This is a genomic window from Sphingomonas sp. FW306-1B-B10E, assembly GCF_058782005.1.
Genome location: NZ_JBYSXG010000006.1, coordinates 21556 through 37960, shown reverse-complemented (window position 1 = coordinate 37960; position 16405 = coordinate 21556). Strand labels below are relative to the sequence as shown.

13 protein-coding genes are annotated in these 16405 nt (G+C 66.2%); 9 read left to right on the top strand and 4 right to left on the bottom strand.

Annotation, left to right across the window (positions count from 1 at the left end; genetic code table 11):
- The first annotated feature begins 8 nt into the window (after positions 1-8).
- Positions 9-527, top strand: a complete 519-nt coding sequence (locus AC3WJI_RS03850) for a cytochrome P460 family protein (RefSeq protein WP_492755926.1) — start codon at positions 9-11, stop codon at positions 525-527.
- 97 nt (positions 528-624) lie between these two features.
- Here the strand turns inward: AC3WJI_RS03850 and AC3WJI_RS03845 are convergent, their stop codons facing one another.
- Genes AC3WJI_RS03845 through AC3WJI_RS03835 form a run of 3 tightly spaced genes read right to left on the bottom strand, consistent with a single transcriptional unit; the run spans position 625 to position 3118 of the window.
- Complete coding sequence (locus tag AC3WJI_RS03845) at positions 625-1398, bottom strand: alpha/beta fold hydrolase (RefSeq protein WP_492755925.1); 774 nt, start codon at positions 1396-1398, stop codon at positions 625-627.
- Between the two features lie 19 nt (positions 1399-1417).
- A complete protein-coding gene (locus AC3WJI_RS03840; RefSeq protein WP_492755924.1) occupies positions 1418-1831 on the bottom strand; it encodes an organic hydroperoxide resistance protein in 414 nt (137 codons plus the stop codon).
- A 21-nt stretch (positions 1832-1852) separates the two neighbouring features.
- A complete protein-coding gene (locus AC3WJI_RS03835) occupies positions 1853-3118 on the bottom strand; it encodes an epoxide hydrolase family protein (protein ID WP_492755923.1) in 1266 nt (421 codons plus the stop codon).
- A 169-nt stretch (positions 3119-3287) separates the two neighbouring features.
- Here AC3WJI_RS03835 and AC3WJI_RS03830 point away from each other — a divergent pair, with 169 nt between their 5' ends.
- The gene (locus AC3WJI_RS03830; RefSeq protein WP_492755922.1) at positions 3288-4394 is read left to right on the top strand and encodes a redoxin family protein; all 1107 of its coding nucleotides are present in this window, start codon (positions 3288-3290) and stop codon (positions 4392-4394) included.
- A 20-nt stretch (positions 4395-4414) separates the two neighbouring features.
- Here the strand turns inward: AC3WJI_RS03830 and AC3WJI_RS03825 are convergent, their stop codons facing one another.
- Positions 4415-7453, bottom strand: a complete 3039-nt coding sequence (locus tag AC3WJI_RS03825) for a TonB-dependent receptor plug domain-containing protein (protein ID WP_492755921.1) — start codon at positions 7451-7453, stop codon at positions 4415-4417.
- A 215-nt stretch (positions 7454-7668) separates the two neighbouring features.
- Between AC3WJI_RS03825 and AC3WJI_RS03820 the strand changes: the two genes are divergently transcribed.
- The 7 genes from AC3WJI_RS03820 to AC3WJI_RS03790 all read left to right on the top strand — a co-directional run bounded on the left by AC3WJI_RS03820 (position 7669) and on the right by AC3WJI_RS03790 (position 16080).
- Positions 7669-8127: a nuclear transport factor 2 family protein gene (locus AC3WJI_RS03820; protein WP_492755920.1), complete on the top strand. Its 459-nt coding sequence runs from the start codon at positions 7669-7671 to the stop codon at positions 8125-8127.
- Position 8128: 1 nt separating this feature from the next.
- Positions 8129-9547, top strand: a complete 1419-nt coding sequence (locus tag AC3WJI_RS03815) for an aldehyde dehydrogenase family protein (RefSeq protein WP_492755919.1) — start codon at positions 8129-8131, stop codon at positions 9545-9547.
- A gap of 66 nt (positions 9548-9613) precedes the next feature.
- A complete protein-coding gene (locus AC3WJI_RS03810) occupies positions 9614-10582 on the top strand; it encodes a quinone oxidoreductase family protein (protein ID WP_492755918.1) in 969 nt (322 codons plus the stop codon).
- A gap of 789 nt (positions 10583-11371) precedes the next feature.
- Positions 11372-12067, top strand: a complete 696-nt coding sequence (locus tag AC3WJI_RS03805) for a 3-keto-disaccharide hydrolase (RefSeq protein ID WP_492755917.1) — start codon at positions 11372-11374, stop codon at positions 12065-12067.
- Positions 12064-13770 (top strand): GMC family oxidoreductase, encoded by a 1707-nt coding sequence (locus AC3WJI_RS03800; RefSeq protein WP_492755916.1) that lies wholly within the window; start codon positions 12064-12066, stop codon positions 13768-13770. The genes AC3WJI_RS03805 and AC3WJI_RS03800 overlap by 4 nt, the downstream gene beginning before the upstream one ends.
- The gene (locus tag AC3WJI_RS03795; RefSeq protein WP_492755915.1) at positions 13767-14462 is read left to right on the top strand and encodes a gluconate 2-dehydrogenase subunit 3 family protein; all 696 of its coding nucleotides are present in this window, start codon (positions 13767-13769) and stop codon (positions 14460-14462) included. Before AC3WJI_RS03800 ends, AC3WJI_RS03795 begins: the two co-directional genes overlap by 4 nt.
- 256 nt (positions 14463-14718) lie before the next feature.
- Positions 14719-16080, top strand: coding sequence for a tyrosine-type recombinase/integrase (locus tag AC3WJI_RS03790; RefSeq protein WP_492755914.1), 1362 nt, complete (start codon positions 14719-14721; stop codon positions 16078-16080).
- Positions 16081-16405 lie beyond the last annotated feature (325 nt).

Below are 16405 nucleotides of genomic sequence, written 5' to 3'. Positions count from 1 at the left end.
AGGCGACGATGCGGCGCTCTTCCGCCTGCCTCGCCTGCGCAGCGCTGCTGTTCGGCATTTCCGCCACATCGCCCAGGGACGCGCTCTCGCCGATCTACGGCGTCAGGCTTCCGCACGGCTATCGCGACTGGAAGTTGATCAGCGTCGCGCAGGAGAATGGCAGGAACAACGACATCCGCGCCATCCTCGGCAACGACGTGACGGTGCGCGCCTATCGCGACGGCAAGCGCCCCTTCCCCGACGGTACGATCCTCGTGCGGCTGGCATGGCGATACGAATCCTCCCCGCGCAACGACCACGTCTTTCCCGCGCCGCAGTCGTTCGTCGCGGGGCCGCCGATCAATGTGCAGGTGAGCGTGAAGGATTCGAAGCGTTACGCCGCCAGCGGCGGCTGGGGCTACGGCCAGTTCGAAAAGGGCGAGGCGAACCAGGATGCGACGCTCACCCGCGCGTGCCAGACCTGCCATACCAAGCTCGACGCGATCGACGGCGAAGCCGATCGCGTCTTCACCAATTACTCGGAATGAGCGGAACGCAGAAATCCCACGGCCGGCAGCGTTGGGGGACAAAGCCGGCCGTGGGACGGGGCGCCGGTGCGGGGGGCTAAGCAGCCGGCGCCGCAACTCAGCGGTTGGTCGCCGCTTTCTCGATCAGGCCGGCCACCGCCGGCGCGTTCGACACCATCACCACGTGCGAGGCGCCCTTGACCACGACCGTTCCGCGCGACTTCGCGCGACCGGCCATGAATGCCAGCGCAGCGGGCGGGATATTCCGGTCCGCATCGCCGTAGACGAACCACGAAGGAACACGCTTCCACGCCGGCGCGCTGGAGGCTTCGCCGAGGGCTGCGTCGGCGACCGGACGCTGGCCCGCAGCCATCAACCGCGCCTCCGCCTCCGGCACATCCGCCGCGAACTGGTCATGGAAGCGCGCCTGGAGGATGTAGAGATCGTTGCCGCCGCTCGCGAGCTTGACCGGGGGCGCCAATGTCGGTGCGAGCGTGCTGCCCGGGAACTTGCCGGTCAGGCCAAGCGCGGTCTCGCCTGCGTCGGGCGCGAAGGCAGCGACGTAGACCAGAGCCTTGACGTTCGCCGCGCCCTCTCCCGCCTCGCTGATCACCGAGCCGCCGTAACTGTGGCCGACAAGGACGACCGGGCCTTGGATGCTGTCGACGAGGGCACGTACCGCATCGGCGTCGGTGCGGACACCGCGCAGCGGATTGGCCGCCGCGACGACGGTGTAGCCGTCGCGCTCGAGGATCTTGATCACCCCGTTCCAGCTCGACGAGTCGGCGAACGCGCCGTGGACGAGCACAATGGTGGGCTTCGCGACTTGCGCCTCTGCTGCGGGGGCAAGCATCGCGGCGAGCATGAGGCCGCCGGCTATCAGCTTCTTCATCTTCGATCTCCTCAGCGTGTCAGACGAGCGTGACGGCTGCATCGATATTGCCCGCGATCGCCTTCGAATAGGGGCAGGTGCGATGCGCGGTGTCGATCAGCCGGCGCGCGACCTCGGGCTCGACGCCGGGAACCTGAACCTTCAGGCGCGCGGCCAGCGCGTAGCCGTCCTCGCCGTGGCGCAGATCGACTTCGGCATCGATCGCGAGGCCGGGCGGCAGGGTGACGCCCTCGTTCTTGGCGGCGATCGCCATCGCGCCCTCGAAACAGGCCGACCAGCCTGCGGCGAACAATTGCTCCGGGTTGGTGCCGACGCCGGGACTTCCCGGAATCGCGAGCTTGACGTCGAGGCGGCCGTCGGAGCTGCGGGCGGCGCCTTCGCGCCCGCCGGTGACATGGACGTGCGCAGTGTACAGCGTCTTGAGGTCGGACATGGATCGTCTCCTGAAATGCGTTTAGCGTAGCGGACGGAAGGCGGCGCGCACTTCCTCGACGAACAGCGCCGGCTGTTCCCAGGCGGCAAAATGGCCGCCGTCCGGCGTTTCGTTGAAGTAATAGAGCTTGGTGTAGCAGCGCTCGGCCCAGCTCTTCGGCGCGCGGAAGATCTCGCCGGGGAAGACGCTCACCGCGACGGGCAGGTCGATGAGCCCGCGCGCGTTGAAATTGTTCGAATGATCCTCCCAGTAGATCCGGGCGGCGGAGGCGCCGGTGCCGGTCAGCCAATAGAGCGAGAGGTCGTCGAGAATGGCATCGCGGCCGAGAACGCGCTCGGGCTGGCCGTCGCTGTACGTCCATTGTGCGATCTTCTCGTACATCCACGCAGCCATCCCGACCGGCGAGTCGACGAGCGCGTAGCCGATGGTCTGCGGCCGCGTGTTCATCATCGCGGCATAAGCGGCATTGTCGCGGTAGAAGGCCGCGAGCTGGTCGAACGCGCCGCGCTCCTTGGCCGAGAGGCTCGCAGGGGCGGGGTCGCCGACAGCGAGGATCCGGGCAATGTCGGCGGGGACGACCGCGGGCATGTTGAGGTGGATGCCGATCAGCCCGGGCACATGCTGGAGCGCCATGCGCTGCGAGATCACCGATCCGCAATCGCCGCCCTGGCTGACATAGCGGTCATAGCCGAGCCGCTGCATCAGCACCGCCCAGGCGCGGCCGATATGGTCCGACCCCCAGCCCGGCACCGTCGGCTTCGCGGAGAAGCCGAAGCCCGGGATCGACGGGATCACGAGATGGAAGGCGTCCTCGGCCCTGCCGCCATGTGCGGTCGGGTTGGTCAACGGATCGATGACCTTGAGGAACTCGAGGATCGAGCCGGGCCAGCCGTGCGTCAGGATCATCGGCATCGCGTGCGCGTGGCGCGAGCGGACATGGATGAAGTGGATGTCGAGACCGTCGATTTCGGTCAGGAACATCGGCAGCGCGTTGAGCTTGGCCTCGACCTTGCGCCAATCATAGTCGCGCGCCCAATAGCGCATCAGAGGCTCGAGTATCTCGCGGCGAACGCCCTGGCCGTCGTCCGGCGCCGGCTGCCGGTCTGCCCAGCGCGTGCCGGCGATCCGGCTCCGCATTGCCTCGATCTCCGCCGCGGGGATGCTCACCCTGAAGGGGCGAATGGCGGCGCTGCGCGTGGCGCGCGCAACGGCCGGAACGGCGCTGAGCGCGCCCGCCGCGCTCGCGCCGATGACGAATTGACGGCGCGAGGGATGGTTCGCCGGCATGGGGTTCTCCTGCTGATCTGGTCGCCGCCAGATTAGCGGACCGGCGCGGCGGCGCCCGTTAACTGGGGTGATCCCGCGTTAGCCTTCGCAGGCCGCCGGATGCCGACCGTCATCAGCACCTAACGGGGCCGCGCAGGCGCTAACACGCGGCGCGACGCCAGCGTCGTACATGGCGAACATGACTCGCAAACGCTTCCCAGGCTTCGTCGCCGTCGCAATCCTCGCCGCGGGCGCCACGGCCGCAGCCTGCTTCGGCGATGCCTTCGGGCTGGTGCGCTCCCCCGCGGAGGCCGCCGATACCCTCGGATCAATCCCCGCGGGCGCGACCACGCAGCCCGTCGCCGTGCTGAAGCGCGCCGGGCCGTGGCTGACCCCGCCGCCGACGCTGCGCGGCAAGGTCGTCCTGGTCAATTTCTGGACCTATTCGTGCATCAACTCGCTGCGCGCGCTCCCGTATTTGCGGGCGTGGAACGCGCGGTACGGCAGCCGCGGCCTCACGATCGTCGGCGTGCACGCGCCCGAATTCGAGTTCGAGAAGGATCCCGTAAAGGTCCGCGCTGCGATCGGCCAATTCGGGCTGAGCTACCCCGAACTGCGGGACAATGACTATGCCATATGGCGCGCCTTCGCCAATCAGGGCTGGCCGGGCATCTACTTCATCGACGCGAAGGGGCGGATGCGCGGCTATCGCTTGGGCGAAGGCAAATATGCCGAGGGCGAGCAACTGATCCGCGCGCTACTCGCCGAGGCGGGGCACGACCTGTCGGCGGTTCCGGCGGCTCCGATCCACGGCAGAGGCATCGAAGCCGCTGCGGACTGGGCCGATCTGGGCTCGCCCGAAGCCTATCTCGGCTACGACAAGGCCACCGACTTCGCGGGGCTGGGTGGCTTCCGGCGAGACGCGATCCATGATTATGCGGCCGCCAGAACGCTGGCTCGCAATCAATGGGATCTGACCGGCGGCTGGCGCGTGCATGGTGAATATGCGCAGCTCGCGCGCGGCGCGGGCTCGCTTCGGTTCCGGTTCCACGCCCGCGATGCCCATCTCGTGCTCGGCGGCGCGCTGGATGGCGACGCAGTGCGCTTCCGGGTGACGATCGACGGTCGCGCGCCCGGCGCGAGCCATGGCGTCGATGTCGATGCGAACGGATGGGGCGCGGTGCGGCAGGACCGCCTCTACCAGCTCGTCCGGCAGTCGGGCGAGATCGGCGATCGCACGGTGACCATCGCCTTCGAGAAGCCGGGCGTGCGCGCCTATGTCTTCACTTTCGGCTGATTTGCTGGACGCTGCGGCGCTCAGAAGTTCGCATTGAACGAGAGCTCGAGGCGCCGCTGGCGGATATCGCCGTACGGGCTGAACATCGGACCGATGAGCCGAAGCCGCGCGAGATAGGGCGGAGCGGTATCGAGCAGGTTCACGAGGCCGAGATCGAGGCTGAACTCCCGCATCTTGCCGGCCCAGTCGAGCCGGAAGCGGCGGCTCGCATATAGGTCGAGATAGGTCTGCGCCTTCACGAACTGGGAGCCTTGCAGCACTTCGATGCCCGTGCTGCAGCATTCGTCGGCGATGTTCGAATCGAGGACGCGGTACCGGCTGAAATACTGGGCGTTCGCACCGAGCGTTGCCTGTCCGATTGCCCATTCCAGTCCCCCATTGATTCGCCAGCGCAACGGTCCGCCCTGATAGCCCGCAAGCTCCTTCGTCGGGTCCGCCGGGCTGCTCGCGAGGTTGTGGATCTGGAAGGATGCGGCGCCGTTCACGCGAACCATCCCGCCCGCCCAGGGCAGCGCCCAGTCGAGCCTCGTGTCGATCGATTCCGCGACGAAGGTGCCGAGATTGGCCGCACGCGTGTCGAGCAGGCTGATCAATCCGCCAGTATAGCCGCGCGCCCGGTCGGCATCGCTGAGCGGCAGGCGTGCCACCCGCTCGGGCCAGCGGTCCTCGTTCGCCAACACATAGGCAGCGTCGAGCGTCACCGGATCGCGCGTCCGGCGAATGCGCGAATAGTCGAGCGATATTCGCGGCCCCGTCTCGCCGCGCGGGTTGAACACTAGCCCCATGGCCAGCGTGCCGGCGCGGATCGTCTTGAGGTCGGGCGACCCGCCGATCCTGTCGAGATAGCTGCCGGGATCGGTGAAGGGCGCGTTGCCGCGCTTCGGATCGGCGAGGATCGCGCGGGGGCTGGACAGGTCATAGGCGATCAGATCGTCGAGCGGCGGCGGTTGCTGTCCGGTCGCGTAGCTGCCGCGCAGCATCAGCCAGGACAGCGGCAGCAGCCGCGCGCCGGCGGTGAAGGCGGTACCGATGAACCGGGCGCGCAGTCGGTCGGCGGTCTGCTCGGGATCGGCGTAGAAGCGCACCGACTGGTCGTCACGGCGAACCGCGAGCTGCAGCGCGAGCCCCTTCAGCAAGGGCGTTGCGGCGGTGTCCGCGATCAACGGCGCGTCCAGTTCGGCCGAGAAGGAACGGGTGTCGCTGCCATGATCGCCGTAGCGGGTATAGGAGGGATCCACATCGTCCCGGCCGGGATCGTTCCGAAGCGTGTAGCCCGGCACCGTCTCGGTACGGTTCTGGGCAAGCAGGGTCAGCGTTGCCCGCCCGGCCTCCGTGCGGAACAGCGGGCCGGCCAGCCGCAGCGATTGCTCGCGATAGCGATTATGGCTGTCGAACCGCGCCGCCGTACTCAGCAGATTGTCCGCCAGCGCGCTCTGGAAGCGTGCCCAATCATCAAACGGGTTGAGAGCCGTGGCGCCGAGCAAGGAGGAGAGATACCCCGCCTTGCTCCCTTCGCCGCCATAACGCACCGTGCCGAAGGTCGCATCGGTCGTCGCCTTCCAGCCGCGCGTCAGCGGGAACACCACGCCGGCGGTGAACCGGTCGCTGGCATACTCGGTCTTCACGTCCTGCCGGGCCGGAGGGGCCGGAAAGGTGACCAGAACGAGGTTCGCGAACGGGTTCGCGGGATCGTCGGGGCGGAGCAGCAAGGTGCCGTTCGACGTGTATCCGCGGAAGCGCCCGCGGTTGCGCAGCATCAGCCCGTCGAGATAGGCCTCGACGCTGTCGCCGAAGCGATGGCGCAGGCTGAAGATCGCCGATGTCGTGGTCGGCGTCGAGCCGATGTCGCTCGCGCGGGTTTCGGCCGAGGGCGTGATGTCGGTCTGGCCGGCGTTGCCGGTGAGCGCCGCGACGAGATCGCCTCTCGATCCGTCGAAGCCGCGCGGCAGGAAGGTGCGGTTGCTCCCGAGCGATGCGCCGCCATATGCGGGACGGAGAACCAGCGTCTCGCTATCGAGATCATAGGCGAAGACGTTGATCGCATTGCCGCTGACGGGCGCGTGCTGGCCGTTGACCTCGTCGGGGAGGAATTGCGCCGCGAGCTCGCGGCCGCGCAGCGCATAGTCGCGCTGGCCCTCGGTCACTGCCTGGTCCCAGCTCTGCGAGAGGTAGAGCGTCAACTCGGTGTCGCCACCGTCCGGGGAAAAGCCGATCCCTCCTTCGAGCCGGAGCCGCCGCGCGTCTCCGCGCGTGCTGATTCCGGTCGTGCCGTGGAGCTCGACCCCGTGAAGGTCGCGGCGCAAGATGACGTTGACCACCCCGCCCAGCGCCCCGAAGCCATAGATTCCTCCGGCAGTGCCGGTGAGCGTCTCGACGCGTTCGATCGCGTGCAACGGAACCGCGTTGAGGTCCGGCTGCTGGAAGGTCATCGGCTCGCGCGGCGCGCCGGGGAGGCGCCGTCCGTCGAGCAAGATCAGCGTCTGGTCGGTGCCGAGACCGCGCAGGTCGATCAGCGAATTGGTCTCGCCATTCTGACTGAGGCTGGCGGGGTTGATCTGCGTATTGGCGGTGACCCGGCTGCGAAAAAACTGTTCGACATTGTCCCGGTGCGCGTTGACGATCTCCGTACGCGACGCGACCTGATAGGGCTGGATGTCGTTCTCCCGCCGGCGGAGGTCGATATTATGGGTGCGGCGGCCGATGACGAGGATCTCGGGCTCGGCGAGTTCCTCCGGCGGCGGCGCTACCGGCGTGGGCCGGCGGGCGACCAGCCAGGCACCCGAAGCGGCACGGTGCAGTGCAAGGTCGCTGTCCTGAAGCAGCGCGCGGAGCGCCGCCTCGATCGTCATGCGCCCCCGCAGCCGTGGCGCCTGCAGCCCGCGTAGCAAGGTGCGGTCGAACAGCAGCTCGGCGCCGGTCTGTCGCGCGAGCTCCTGCAGCGCGCCGTCGAGCGGCCCGCTGCGAATGTCGAGCGCATATAGTCGGACATTCGCCTGGATCTGCGCTGACGGCGCAGGCGTGGCGACGACGACGACCGATGCTATGACGGGCGCCAGCATGCCCGATCCCCCCGGGAACATTGCTCGCGCCGCTTAATCGAGCGATGTGCCATTATCCAGCGCCCAGTATCGTGGTGTCGAGATCGCGAGCGTCGACAGGCTAACGACCGCTAACGTCGGCTGTCGGGCGATCATTGGCGCCGCGCCTTTCGCGGACCGACAAGGCGACATTGCCCGGAACGACGGGCGTCACCGGTTCTGATGGGTTGTGCCGCATGATCGATCCTGCCCTGGACGAACTGTCGATATTGCGGGTCCTCGCCCGCCTTGCGCAGGCGACCGATGATCGCGACGAGCAGGCATATCGCATGTGTCTCGCGGACACCGTGATCGCGAACGAGAGGGAGGCGCTATCGGTTGCCGCAGAGACCTACGCGCGCGAGGCGATCGCGCGGGTGTGGCAGACGGACTGGACGCACCACAAGTTGTGCAATGCAGTCGTCGATCTTTCCGGCGATCGCGCCCAGGTCAATGTCGATGTCGTCGTGACGATCGCGATCACCGACATGTTCGGCCAGCCGTGCCGTGCAGATATCGGTGGTCGCTACGACATCGATGTCGTTCGGTCGCCTGGCGGGTGCCAGATCGCCCGCCGAACGTTCCACCGGCGCTACGTGGACAAGCATGTCGGCAGCCACTTGCCCGTCCCGACTTTCCAGCACGAGGGAGCCTAACATGCGGTGTATCGATCAGATCTATGTCGGCGGCCGGTTCGAAACGGCCCTTGGACGCGAAGAGCTCGAACGCATCAACCCCGCTACCGAGGAATCGCTGGGCGTCCTCGTCATGGCCAACGCCGACGATGCCGAACGGGCGGTGGCAAGTGCGCGGAATGCCTACGACAGCTTTTCGCGGACCAGCCGGCGCGAACGCATCGATCTGTTGCTCGCTTTGGCAGATGCAATTGCCGCGCGCAGCGACGCGCTCACCGAAGCCACGGTGATCGAATATGGCGGTCCGATCGAACAGGCGCGCTGGCGCGCCGGCCTCGCTGCGAACAACTTCAGGCTGGCGGCGAAACTGCTCGAGGACTTTGCGTTCGACAGGCGCGTCGGCGAAAGCCAGGTGGTGGCGCAGCCGATCGGCGTCGCGGTCCACATCGTGCCGTGGAACAGCGTGTACAACGCGATCAGCGTGAAGATGGCAGGCGCCCTCGCCGCCGGTTGCCCGATCGTGGTCAAGGCAAGCGAGTTCAGCGCCTGGCAAAACCATCTCTTCACCGAATGCCTGCATGCCGCGGGCGCGCCTCCAGGAGTCATCAACGTGCTCGCCGGGCGCGGCGACGTGGTCGGCGAGGCGCTTACCGGGCATCCTGACGTACGCAAGATCTCGTTCACCGGTTCGAACGCGGTCGGCAAGTCGATCCTGCGCAAATCCGCCGACCGGCTGACGCGGGTGACGCTGGAGCTGGGCGGCAAGGCGCCGACGATCGTGCTCGACGATGCCGATCTGGCGGAAGCTGCGACGAAGGCGCTGGCGATCGGGCTCACCAATAACGGCCAGGCCTGCATCGCCGGTACGCGCATCCTCGTCCCGCGTGGGAAGCTCGAGGCATTCTGCACGGAGATCGAGAAGGCGAGCCGAACCATCGTGCCGGGCGATCCGCGTGATCCGCGGACGACGCTGGGGCCCCTGGTCAACAAGAAGCAATTCGACCGCGTGCAGACCTATATCCGCGCCGGCGTTTCGGAAGGTGCGCGACTCCTTCTCGGCGGCGAGGGCCGGCCTCCAGGGTTGGACCGAGGCTATTTCACTCGGCCCACCGTGTTCGCCGACGTCCACGAGGACATGGCCATCGCGCGGGAGGAGATCTTCGGCCCGGTGCTCTGCGTGATGGCCTATGACGATGAGGATCAAGCCGTGGCGATCGCCAACAATACGCCGTTTGGGCTGCATGCCTATGTGATCGGGCGCGATGTCGGTCGGGCGCAGGCGATCGCCAAGCGCATCGATGCGGGCCGGGTGGCGATCAACGGTCTCGTGCACGAACCCGCTGCGCCGTTCGGCGGCTTCAAGGAATCGGGGATCGGCCGCGAGTACGGCGTGTACGGGATCGAAGATCACCTCGAGCTGAAGGCCGTCACGATTGCCTGACGAACTCGCTGCGCGAGGGCGAACTTTCGTCCATTCCGAAATGATCCTCCAACGAGAGTATCTACGATGAAGACCATTGTCATGACCGCTATCGGCGGGCCCGAGGTGCTCGAATTGCTCGACCTGCCAGAGCCGGTTGCGGGATCGGGCGAAGCGCTGATCGCGGTTGCCGCGAGCGGGGTGAACTTCATGGACGTGGGCGTGCGCCGAGGGATGGCGTGGCACGATATGCCGCTGCCGCGCGCATTGGGCGTCGAGGGCGCCGGCCGGATCATCGCCCTGGGCGAGGGCGTGACCGACCTTGCGGTCGGGCAGCGCGTCGCCTGGGTCTATGTCCCCGGCAGCTATGCGGAGCGACTGGCTATTCCTGCCGCTGCGCTCGTCCCGGTGCCCGACGATATCGACGACCGAACCGCAGCCTCGCTGATGATGCAGGGACTCACCGCCAGCCACTTTGCGACCGACTTCTATCCGGTCCAGCCGGGCGATGTCGCGCTGGTGCATGCCGCCGCGGGCGGGCTGGGACAGCTGCTCGCCCAGATCATCAAGCTGCGCGGCGGCACCGTCATCGGCCGGGTTTCCAGCGCGGACAAGGTCGAGGCGGCGAGGGCCGCAGGCGCGGACCACGTCATCGTCGATTCCGCTGGCGACTTCGCGGCCGAGGTCCTCCGTCTGACCCACGGCGAGGGCGTGCATGTCGTCTTCGATGGATCAGGCCCTGCAACCTTCGACGGCTCGATGGCGTCGCTGCGTCGCTCCGGGACCTTTTGTTGGTATGGCCCGGTGCTTGGTGGCCCCGGTCGGATCGACATCATGAGCCTGCCGCGCAGCATCAAGCTCGGCTATGCCGTCTTCTCGGATCATATCCACACCGCCGAACTGCTGCGCGCCCGCACCAACCGGCTGTTCACCTGGGTTCGCGAGGGCAAGCTGCGGATCCCGCCCGCCCGCGACTTCGCTTTGTCGGATGCTGCCGCCGCGCACGCGGCAATGGAAAGCCGCGCCACCACGGGCAAGCTGCTGCTCCTTCCTTGAGGTCGTATCCGGTACCTCGATGCCGAGCGCAGCGTCGCCATTCTACGTCGCGCAGCCGACCCACCACGTTTTCGGACGGAGCTGCCACCATGCTCTTGTCGCGCTCGCGATCAGGAACGCGCGGCCCCGCGCGAAGCCGTACAAGCTGCGCCGCGAACGATCCCTGTTCCTCTTGGTGAGGCCAAACGGCGCCAGATACCGGCGTTCACGCAATAGCACAGACGCTTGTTCGTGCCTTGCTGGAAGGCCGCGTATGGTTGTTTTTCCATGCCCCGACGGTCAGCAACGGTTGCCTAACTTAGGTTGTCAAACTTGCTAAGTAATTGAGAAGGCTGAAATTGACAGGCTAGGGCAAGGAGGTCCCAACACCACTAGCGCAAGCTAGCATTGTCCATGTTTACCGAGGACCGTCATTGGCGGCGAATTGCTCTCGCGGATCACCTTGGCACGGAGATTTCGACGGCGACGAAGTGAAGCTGCCATTTCGGATCGGCGCGAACTGCCAGCTATCGTCGCATTCCTGGGAGATAGGCTCGAGCGCACGCATAAACCCAAGCTGGCCTGCAGAGCTGCGGCATCTGGTTCCGTACAAAATAAGCCAATTTTCTTTATCGCTGCTTGAGGCTAATTTCCCTGCGTGCATCTCGAGATGCGGCACCCGGCGCACCGCCGGTGTCGCAATATCGTGCCGGGCCGCCGCAAGGGATCGCCTTATCAATACGGGCGAGGGATGGGAGAGAGTTGATGCTTAGAGGATTGATTGCCGGCGCGTGCCTTTGCGCACTGAGCGTGGCCCCGGCGACGGCCGGACAGAAGCAGCCCGCTCACAACACGCTCACCGCCGACGAACGCGCTCAAGGTTGGCAGTTGCTGTTCAACGGCCATGATTTGAATGGCTGGCGCTCGTTCGACGGTAGCGCCGCGTCGCCCGACTGGTCGGTGCGCGACGGCACGCTCATGCTCGACACGACGAGCGGAAAGATGGATGGCGGCGACCTCGTGACCGTCGACAGCTATGGCGCCTTCGAACTGACGCTCGATTGGAAAGTCGAGCGCGGCGGCAATAGCGGCGTATTCTATCTCGCGCGCAATGCTCCCGGGACCACGAATGTCTACGAGACCGGGATCGAGATGCAGGTCCTCGATAATGACGGCCATAGCGACGGCAAGATCCCGTCGCACCGCGCCGGCGCTCTCTATGACATGACAGTGCCGCCGTTGAGCGCGGCACGCCCCGCCGGAAGCTGGAACCACGCACGGCTACGCGTCGACAAGGGCCGCATCCGCCAGTGGCTCAACGGCACGCCGACTGCCGATGTGTCCTTCGGCGACGCGGGCTGGCGAAAGCGCGTGGCGGCATCGAAATTCGCCTCGATGCCATTGTTCGGCACCTTCCCGAGCGGGGTGCTGGCGCTGCAGGATCACGGCAATCCCGTCGCATTCCGCAATATCAAGATCCGCAGGCTCGGGGAGGCCGCGCAGTGACGGCAGCCGCCCTCGACCCGGCGACGACGAGCGCCGATGTCATCATCGTCGGTTCGGGCGCAGCTGGCGGCATGGCCGCCTACAGCCTCACCAGGGCAGGCCTGCGCTGCCTCATCCTGGAGGCGGGGCGCGATTACGATCCGCAGTCCGAAGTCAACATGATGGCGCCCGAAAGCGCCGCACCCCTGCGTGGCGCATCCACGCCCGACAAGCCCTTCGGCTATTTCGACGCGACCGTGGGCGGCGGCTGGGAAGTGGACGGCGAGCCCTATACCATGCGCGAGGGCAGCGACTTCCGCTGGTACCGACCCCGCATGCTCGGCGGGCGGACCAACCATTGGGGCCGCCATTCGCCGCGCTGGGGCCCCTATGACTTCAAGCCGTTCTCGCGCGACGGACTCGGTGTGGACTGGCCGATTAGCTATGACGATGTCGCGCCTTTCTACGACCGGGTCGAGCGGATGATCGGGGTGAATGGCGGCCGGCTCGAGCTCGAGAATCATCCCGATTCGCCGGCGAACTGCCTGATGCCGCCGCCCAAGCCTCGCGTCACCGAGATGCTGCTGAAGGCGACCTGTGAAAGCATGGGCATCCCGGTGCGGGCCGCGCATACTGCGGTGCTCACCCGCGACATGCCCGACGCCGTCGCACCGCGCAGCGCCTGCTTGAATGCGACGCCGTGTACCCGCGGCTGCTCGATCGGTGCGTTTTTCCAGACGACCACTTCGTTTCTGCCGGCGGCGAAGGCTACCGGCAGATTGACGATCGTCACCGACGCAATGGTCTCGAAGGTGGTGGTGGTCAGCCAGGATCGCGCCGCCGGGGTCGAATATGTCGATCGCAAGACCGGAGCGCGACACAAGGCCACGGCGCGGGCGGTGATCCTGGCGGCGGGGACCCTGGAGACGACGCGGCTGCTTCTCAACTCCGGCGAGACCGCTGCCGGGCTCGCGAACACTTCCGGCGAGCTCGGGCGCAATCTCACCGATTCGACCGGCGCTTCGTTCCGCGCGTTCGTTCCGGCGCTCGCCGATCGACCGCGCTACAACGAAGACGGAATTGGCGGACAGCACGTCTACATCCCGTTCTGGCTGTACGAGGAGCAGAAGCGCGGCGAACTCGATTTCGCGCGCGGCTACCATTTCGAGATCGGCGGGCGCTTCGGCATCCCACCGGCAGCCGCGCTGCCGCGAGTCTGGGGCGCGGGGCTGAGGAAGGCCGTCCGCGCCGCCTCGGGCGCGACGATCGGCATGACCCTGCGCGGCGAGATGATTCCCAACAAGGACACCTATTGCGAGATCGATCGGGGAGTGAAGGATCGCTTCGGCATTCCGGTGCTGCGCTTTTCGTTCCGCTGGTCGCGGCAGGAACTCAACCAGGTTGCGCATGGCCAGCGCACCGCCCACGCCGTGTTCAAGCGGATGAATGCCACGATCCTCGGTCCCGAGCTTCCGCCCGAAAAGCTGATCACTGCCGGTGGCGAGATCATCCACGAGCTCGGCACCGCGCGGATGGGGGCCGATGCGCGGTCGTCGGTGGTCGACAGCTATGGGCAGACCTGGGACGTCAAGAACCTGTTCTTGATGGATGGCGCGATCTTCGCGTCGGGTGCCCACAAAAATCCCACTCTCACCATCCTGGCGCTGGCGCTGCGCGCCTCCGAGCGGCTTGCCGCCCGCTTGAAATCGGGAGCCCTCGCATGACGCCGTCGCGCCGCCAAACGCTGCAATGGGTCATGGCCGCGGCGGCGCTGCCACTCGCCCGCTGGACGCCACCCGCACGAGCCGCTGGCCGCGAGACGCCTGCGCCTTTCGAGGTGGTGGACTGGCCCGCCATGCTGCCGCCGGCGCCGCCGGCGCAGGGCTATGGCCGCGATCCGAACCTGATGGAGCCCAAGGTGACCTGGCCGCTCACGCTGACCAAGGCACAACGTGCGACGATCGATCTGCTCGGCGATATGATCCTTCCCCCGGAGGGCAATTCGCCGGGTGCCGGCGCACTGGGCGTCGGCGGTTTCGTCGACGAGTGGATCAGTGCGCCCTATCCGGTTCAGCGCAAGGATCGCGAACTGCTGCTCGGCGGGCTGATCTGGCTCGATGCGCAGAGCCGGGGGCTGTACCAGGCGGCGTTCACGGCGATCGCGCCGTCTCATCGTGCCGCGTTGCTCGACGCGCTCACCGTCGAAGCGCCCGAGCCACGGATGGCGAAGCCGGTCGCCTTCATGGACGGCCTGCGCTATCTTTTCGTGCTGGGCTATTACAGCCTCGACGAAGGTAAGGCCGACATGGGCTATATCGGCGACCAGCCGACCCCGGGCGCCTATCCCGGCCCGACGCCCGAGGCGCTGACTCATTTTGCCGCGGTCCTCCGCGAGCTGGGTCTGGCGGACGTGTGAGAGGCAGCGCTGCCTATTTGAGAAGCTGGCGCACCCGACAGGATTCGAACCTGTGGCCTCTGCCTTCGGAGCCCGGAAATGGGATGCTCGCCGGAGGCGTCCGGGCACACGTTTTTCTGCGCTAAGCTACGACAGGAAAAGATTTTATTTCTCATTGTTGCTGCGCCACGGTATCCTCCAGCAGCCGCCAATTTGATCCCAACTGCTTCCGTGGTGCTTCCGCGGAAGCAGGCGAAACGGCGCAGAGGAGATCGCTATGACGAGGCTGAGCAAGCGCACCGTCGACGCTGCCGACGTCCGTGCCGCGGACTATTTCATTTGGGACGATGACCTACCGTCCTTTGGGCTTCGCGTGTTTGCCTCCGGCCGCAAGAGCTATGTCATCCAGTATCGGGCTGAAGGACGAACGCGTCGATACTCAATAGGCGCCCACGGCGTGTGGACGGCCGAACTCGCGCGCAAGGAAGCTCTGAAACAACTCGGTCGCGTTGCCGCCGGCGAGAACCCTTCGGAAGAACGAGAGCTGAACCACAAAGCGATCACGATGAAGGAGCTTTGCGAACGATACCTCCAGGACCTGGCCAATGGTCTGATCCTGGGTCGCGGCAACCGTCCGAAGAAGCCGTCGACCGCGATAACCGACGAGGGCCGCATCAAGCGACACGTGATTCCGCTGATCGGGACGCGGCGCGTGAAGGACCTGAGACAGTCCGACATCATCAAGCTGATGAAGGACATCATGGCCGGTAAGACCGCGATGCAGGCAAAGACCAAAAAGCTACGCGGCAAATCGATTGTCAAAGGTGGCGCCGGTACAGCGGCCCGAACGGTGGGCCTGGTCGGCGGCATCCTCTCCTATGCGATCGAACTCGGGATCATCACGGCGAACCCGGCGCACGGCATCAAAAAGCCCAAGGACAATGCCCGAACCCGGCGCCTTACCGAAGCGGAATATCGGTTGTTTGGTCAGATCCTGCGTCGCGCAGAGTCTGACTCCGAAAACGATTTCGGCACGACGATCGAGATCGCACGCCAGATCGCGCTGACAGGGTGCCGGCGAGGCGAAATTATTAAGCTGAGATGGGTCGAGGCAGATACCGACACGAGTTGCTTGCGGCTGATCGATACCAAGACCGGAGAATCGATCCGGCCCCTTGGCCTGCCTGCTGTCGAACGACTGGACGCGCTGCGCACCGACGACGATGGAGAATTCGTCTTCCGCGGCGATCGTTTCGCGGACCGGGCCTTCGGCGGCTTTCCCAAGCAATGGAAGCGCATATTCGACGGGACGCCACTTCAGGGCATTACCTCGCACTTGCTGCGGCACAGCTTCGCCAGCATCGCCAACGATCTTGGCTTTACCGAGCTCACGATCGCCGCGCTGGTGGGGCACGCCAAGGGGAGCGTGACGAGCAAGTACATCCACCATATCGACACAGCACTGATCATGGCAGCCGACACCGTGTCAGGTTATATCAACGGCTTGCTTGAGGGGATGGAGTACAAACGCTCCAATTACGCCACGGACCGAATTTCGCGCAAAGCGGCGCTGGAGCGCTTTCTCGCTGACGCTGCCAACGATACGGGCGATCCGACAGAGGAAAAGGTCGCGGCCTGAAGCGACGAAAGTTCATGGGGAGTTTCGCCGACGCTTCGGCGACGTCGCGTCCCGGGTTACTCCCGCGTGATCGCGACAGCCCTCGTCACTCGCCGAGCATCATAGGCGAGACTTGCATGCCGTTCGGTTGGAATGCGCGCTTTGACGAGTCGGCCCACAAGTCGCATCCGCCGGTCCGCCTCGAGCCAGTCGGGTGCGACTGAGTCTTCCTGCGTCCAGTGTACTATGCTCGCCTCGTCGCACCAATCTAGCAGCTTCGGCATGACTTCAGGTGGCGCCGGGCGCAGGGCGATGCCCAAGCTTCGATGCATCAGCCGCCGGTCGC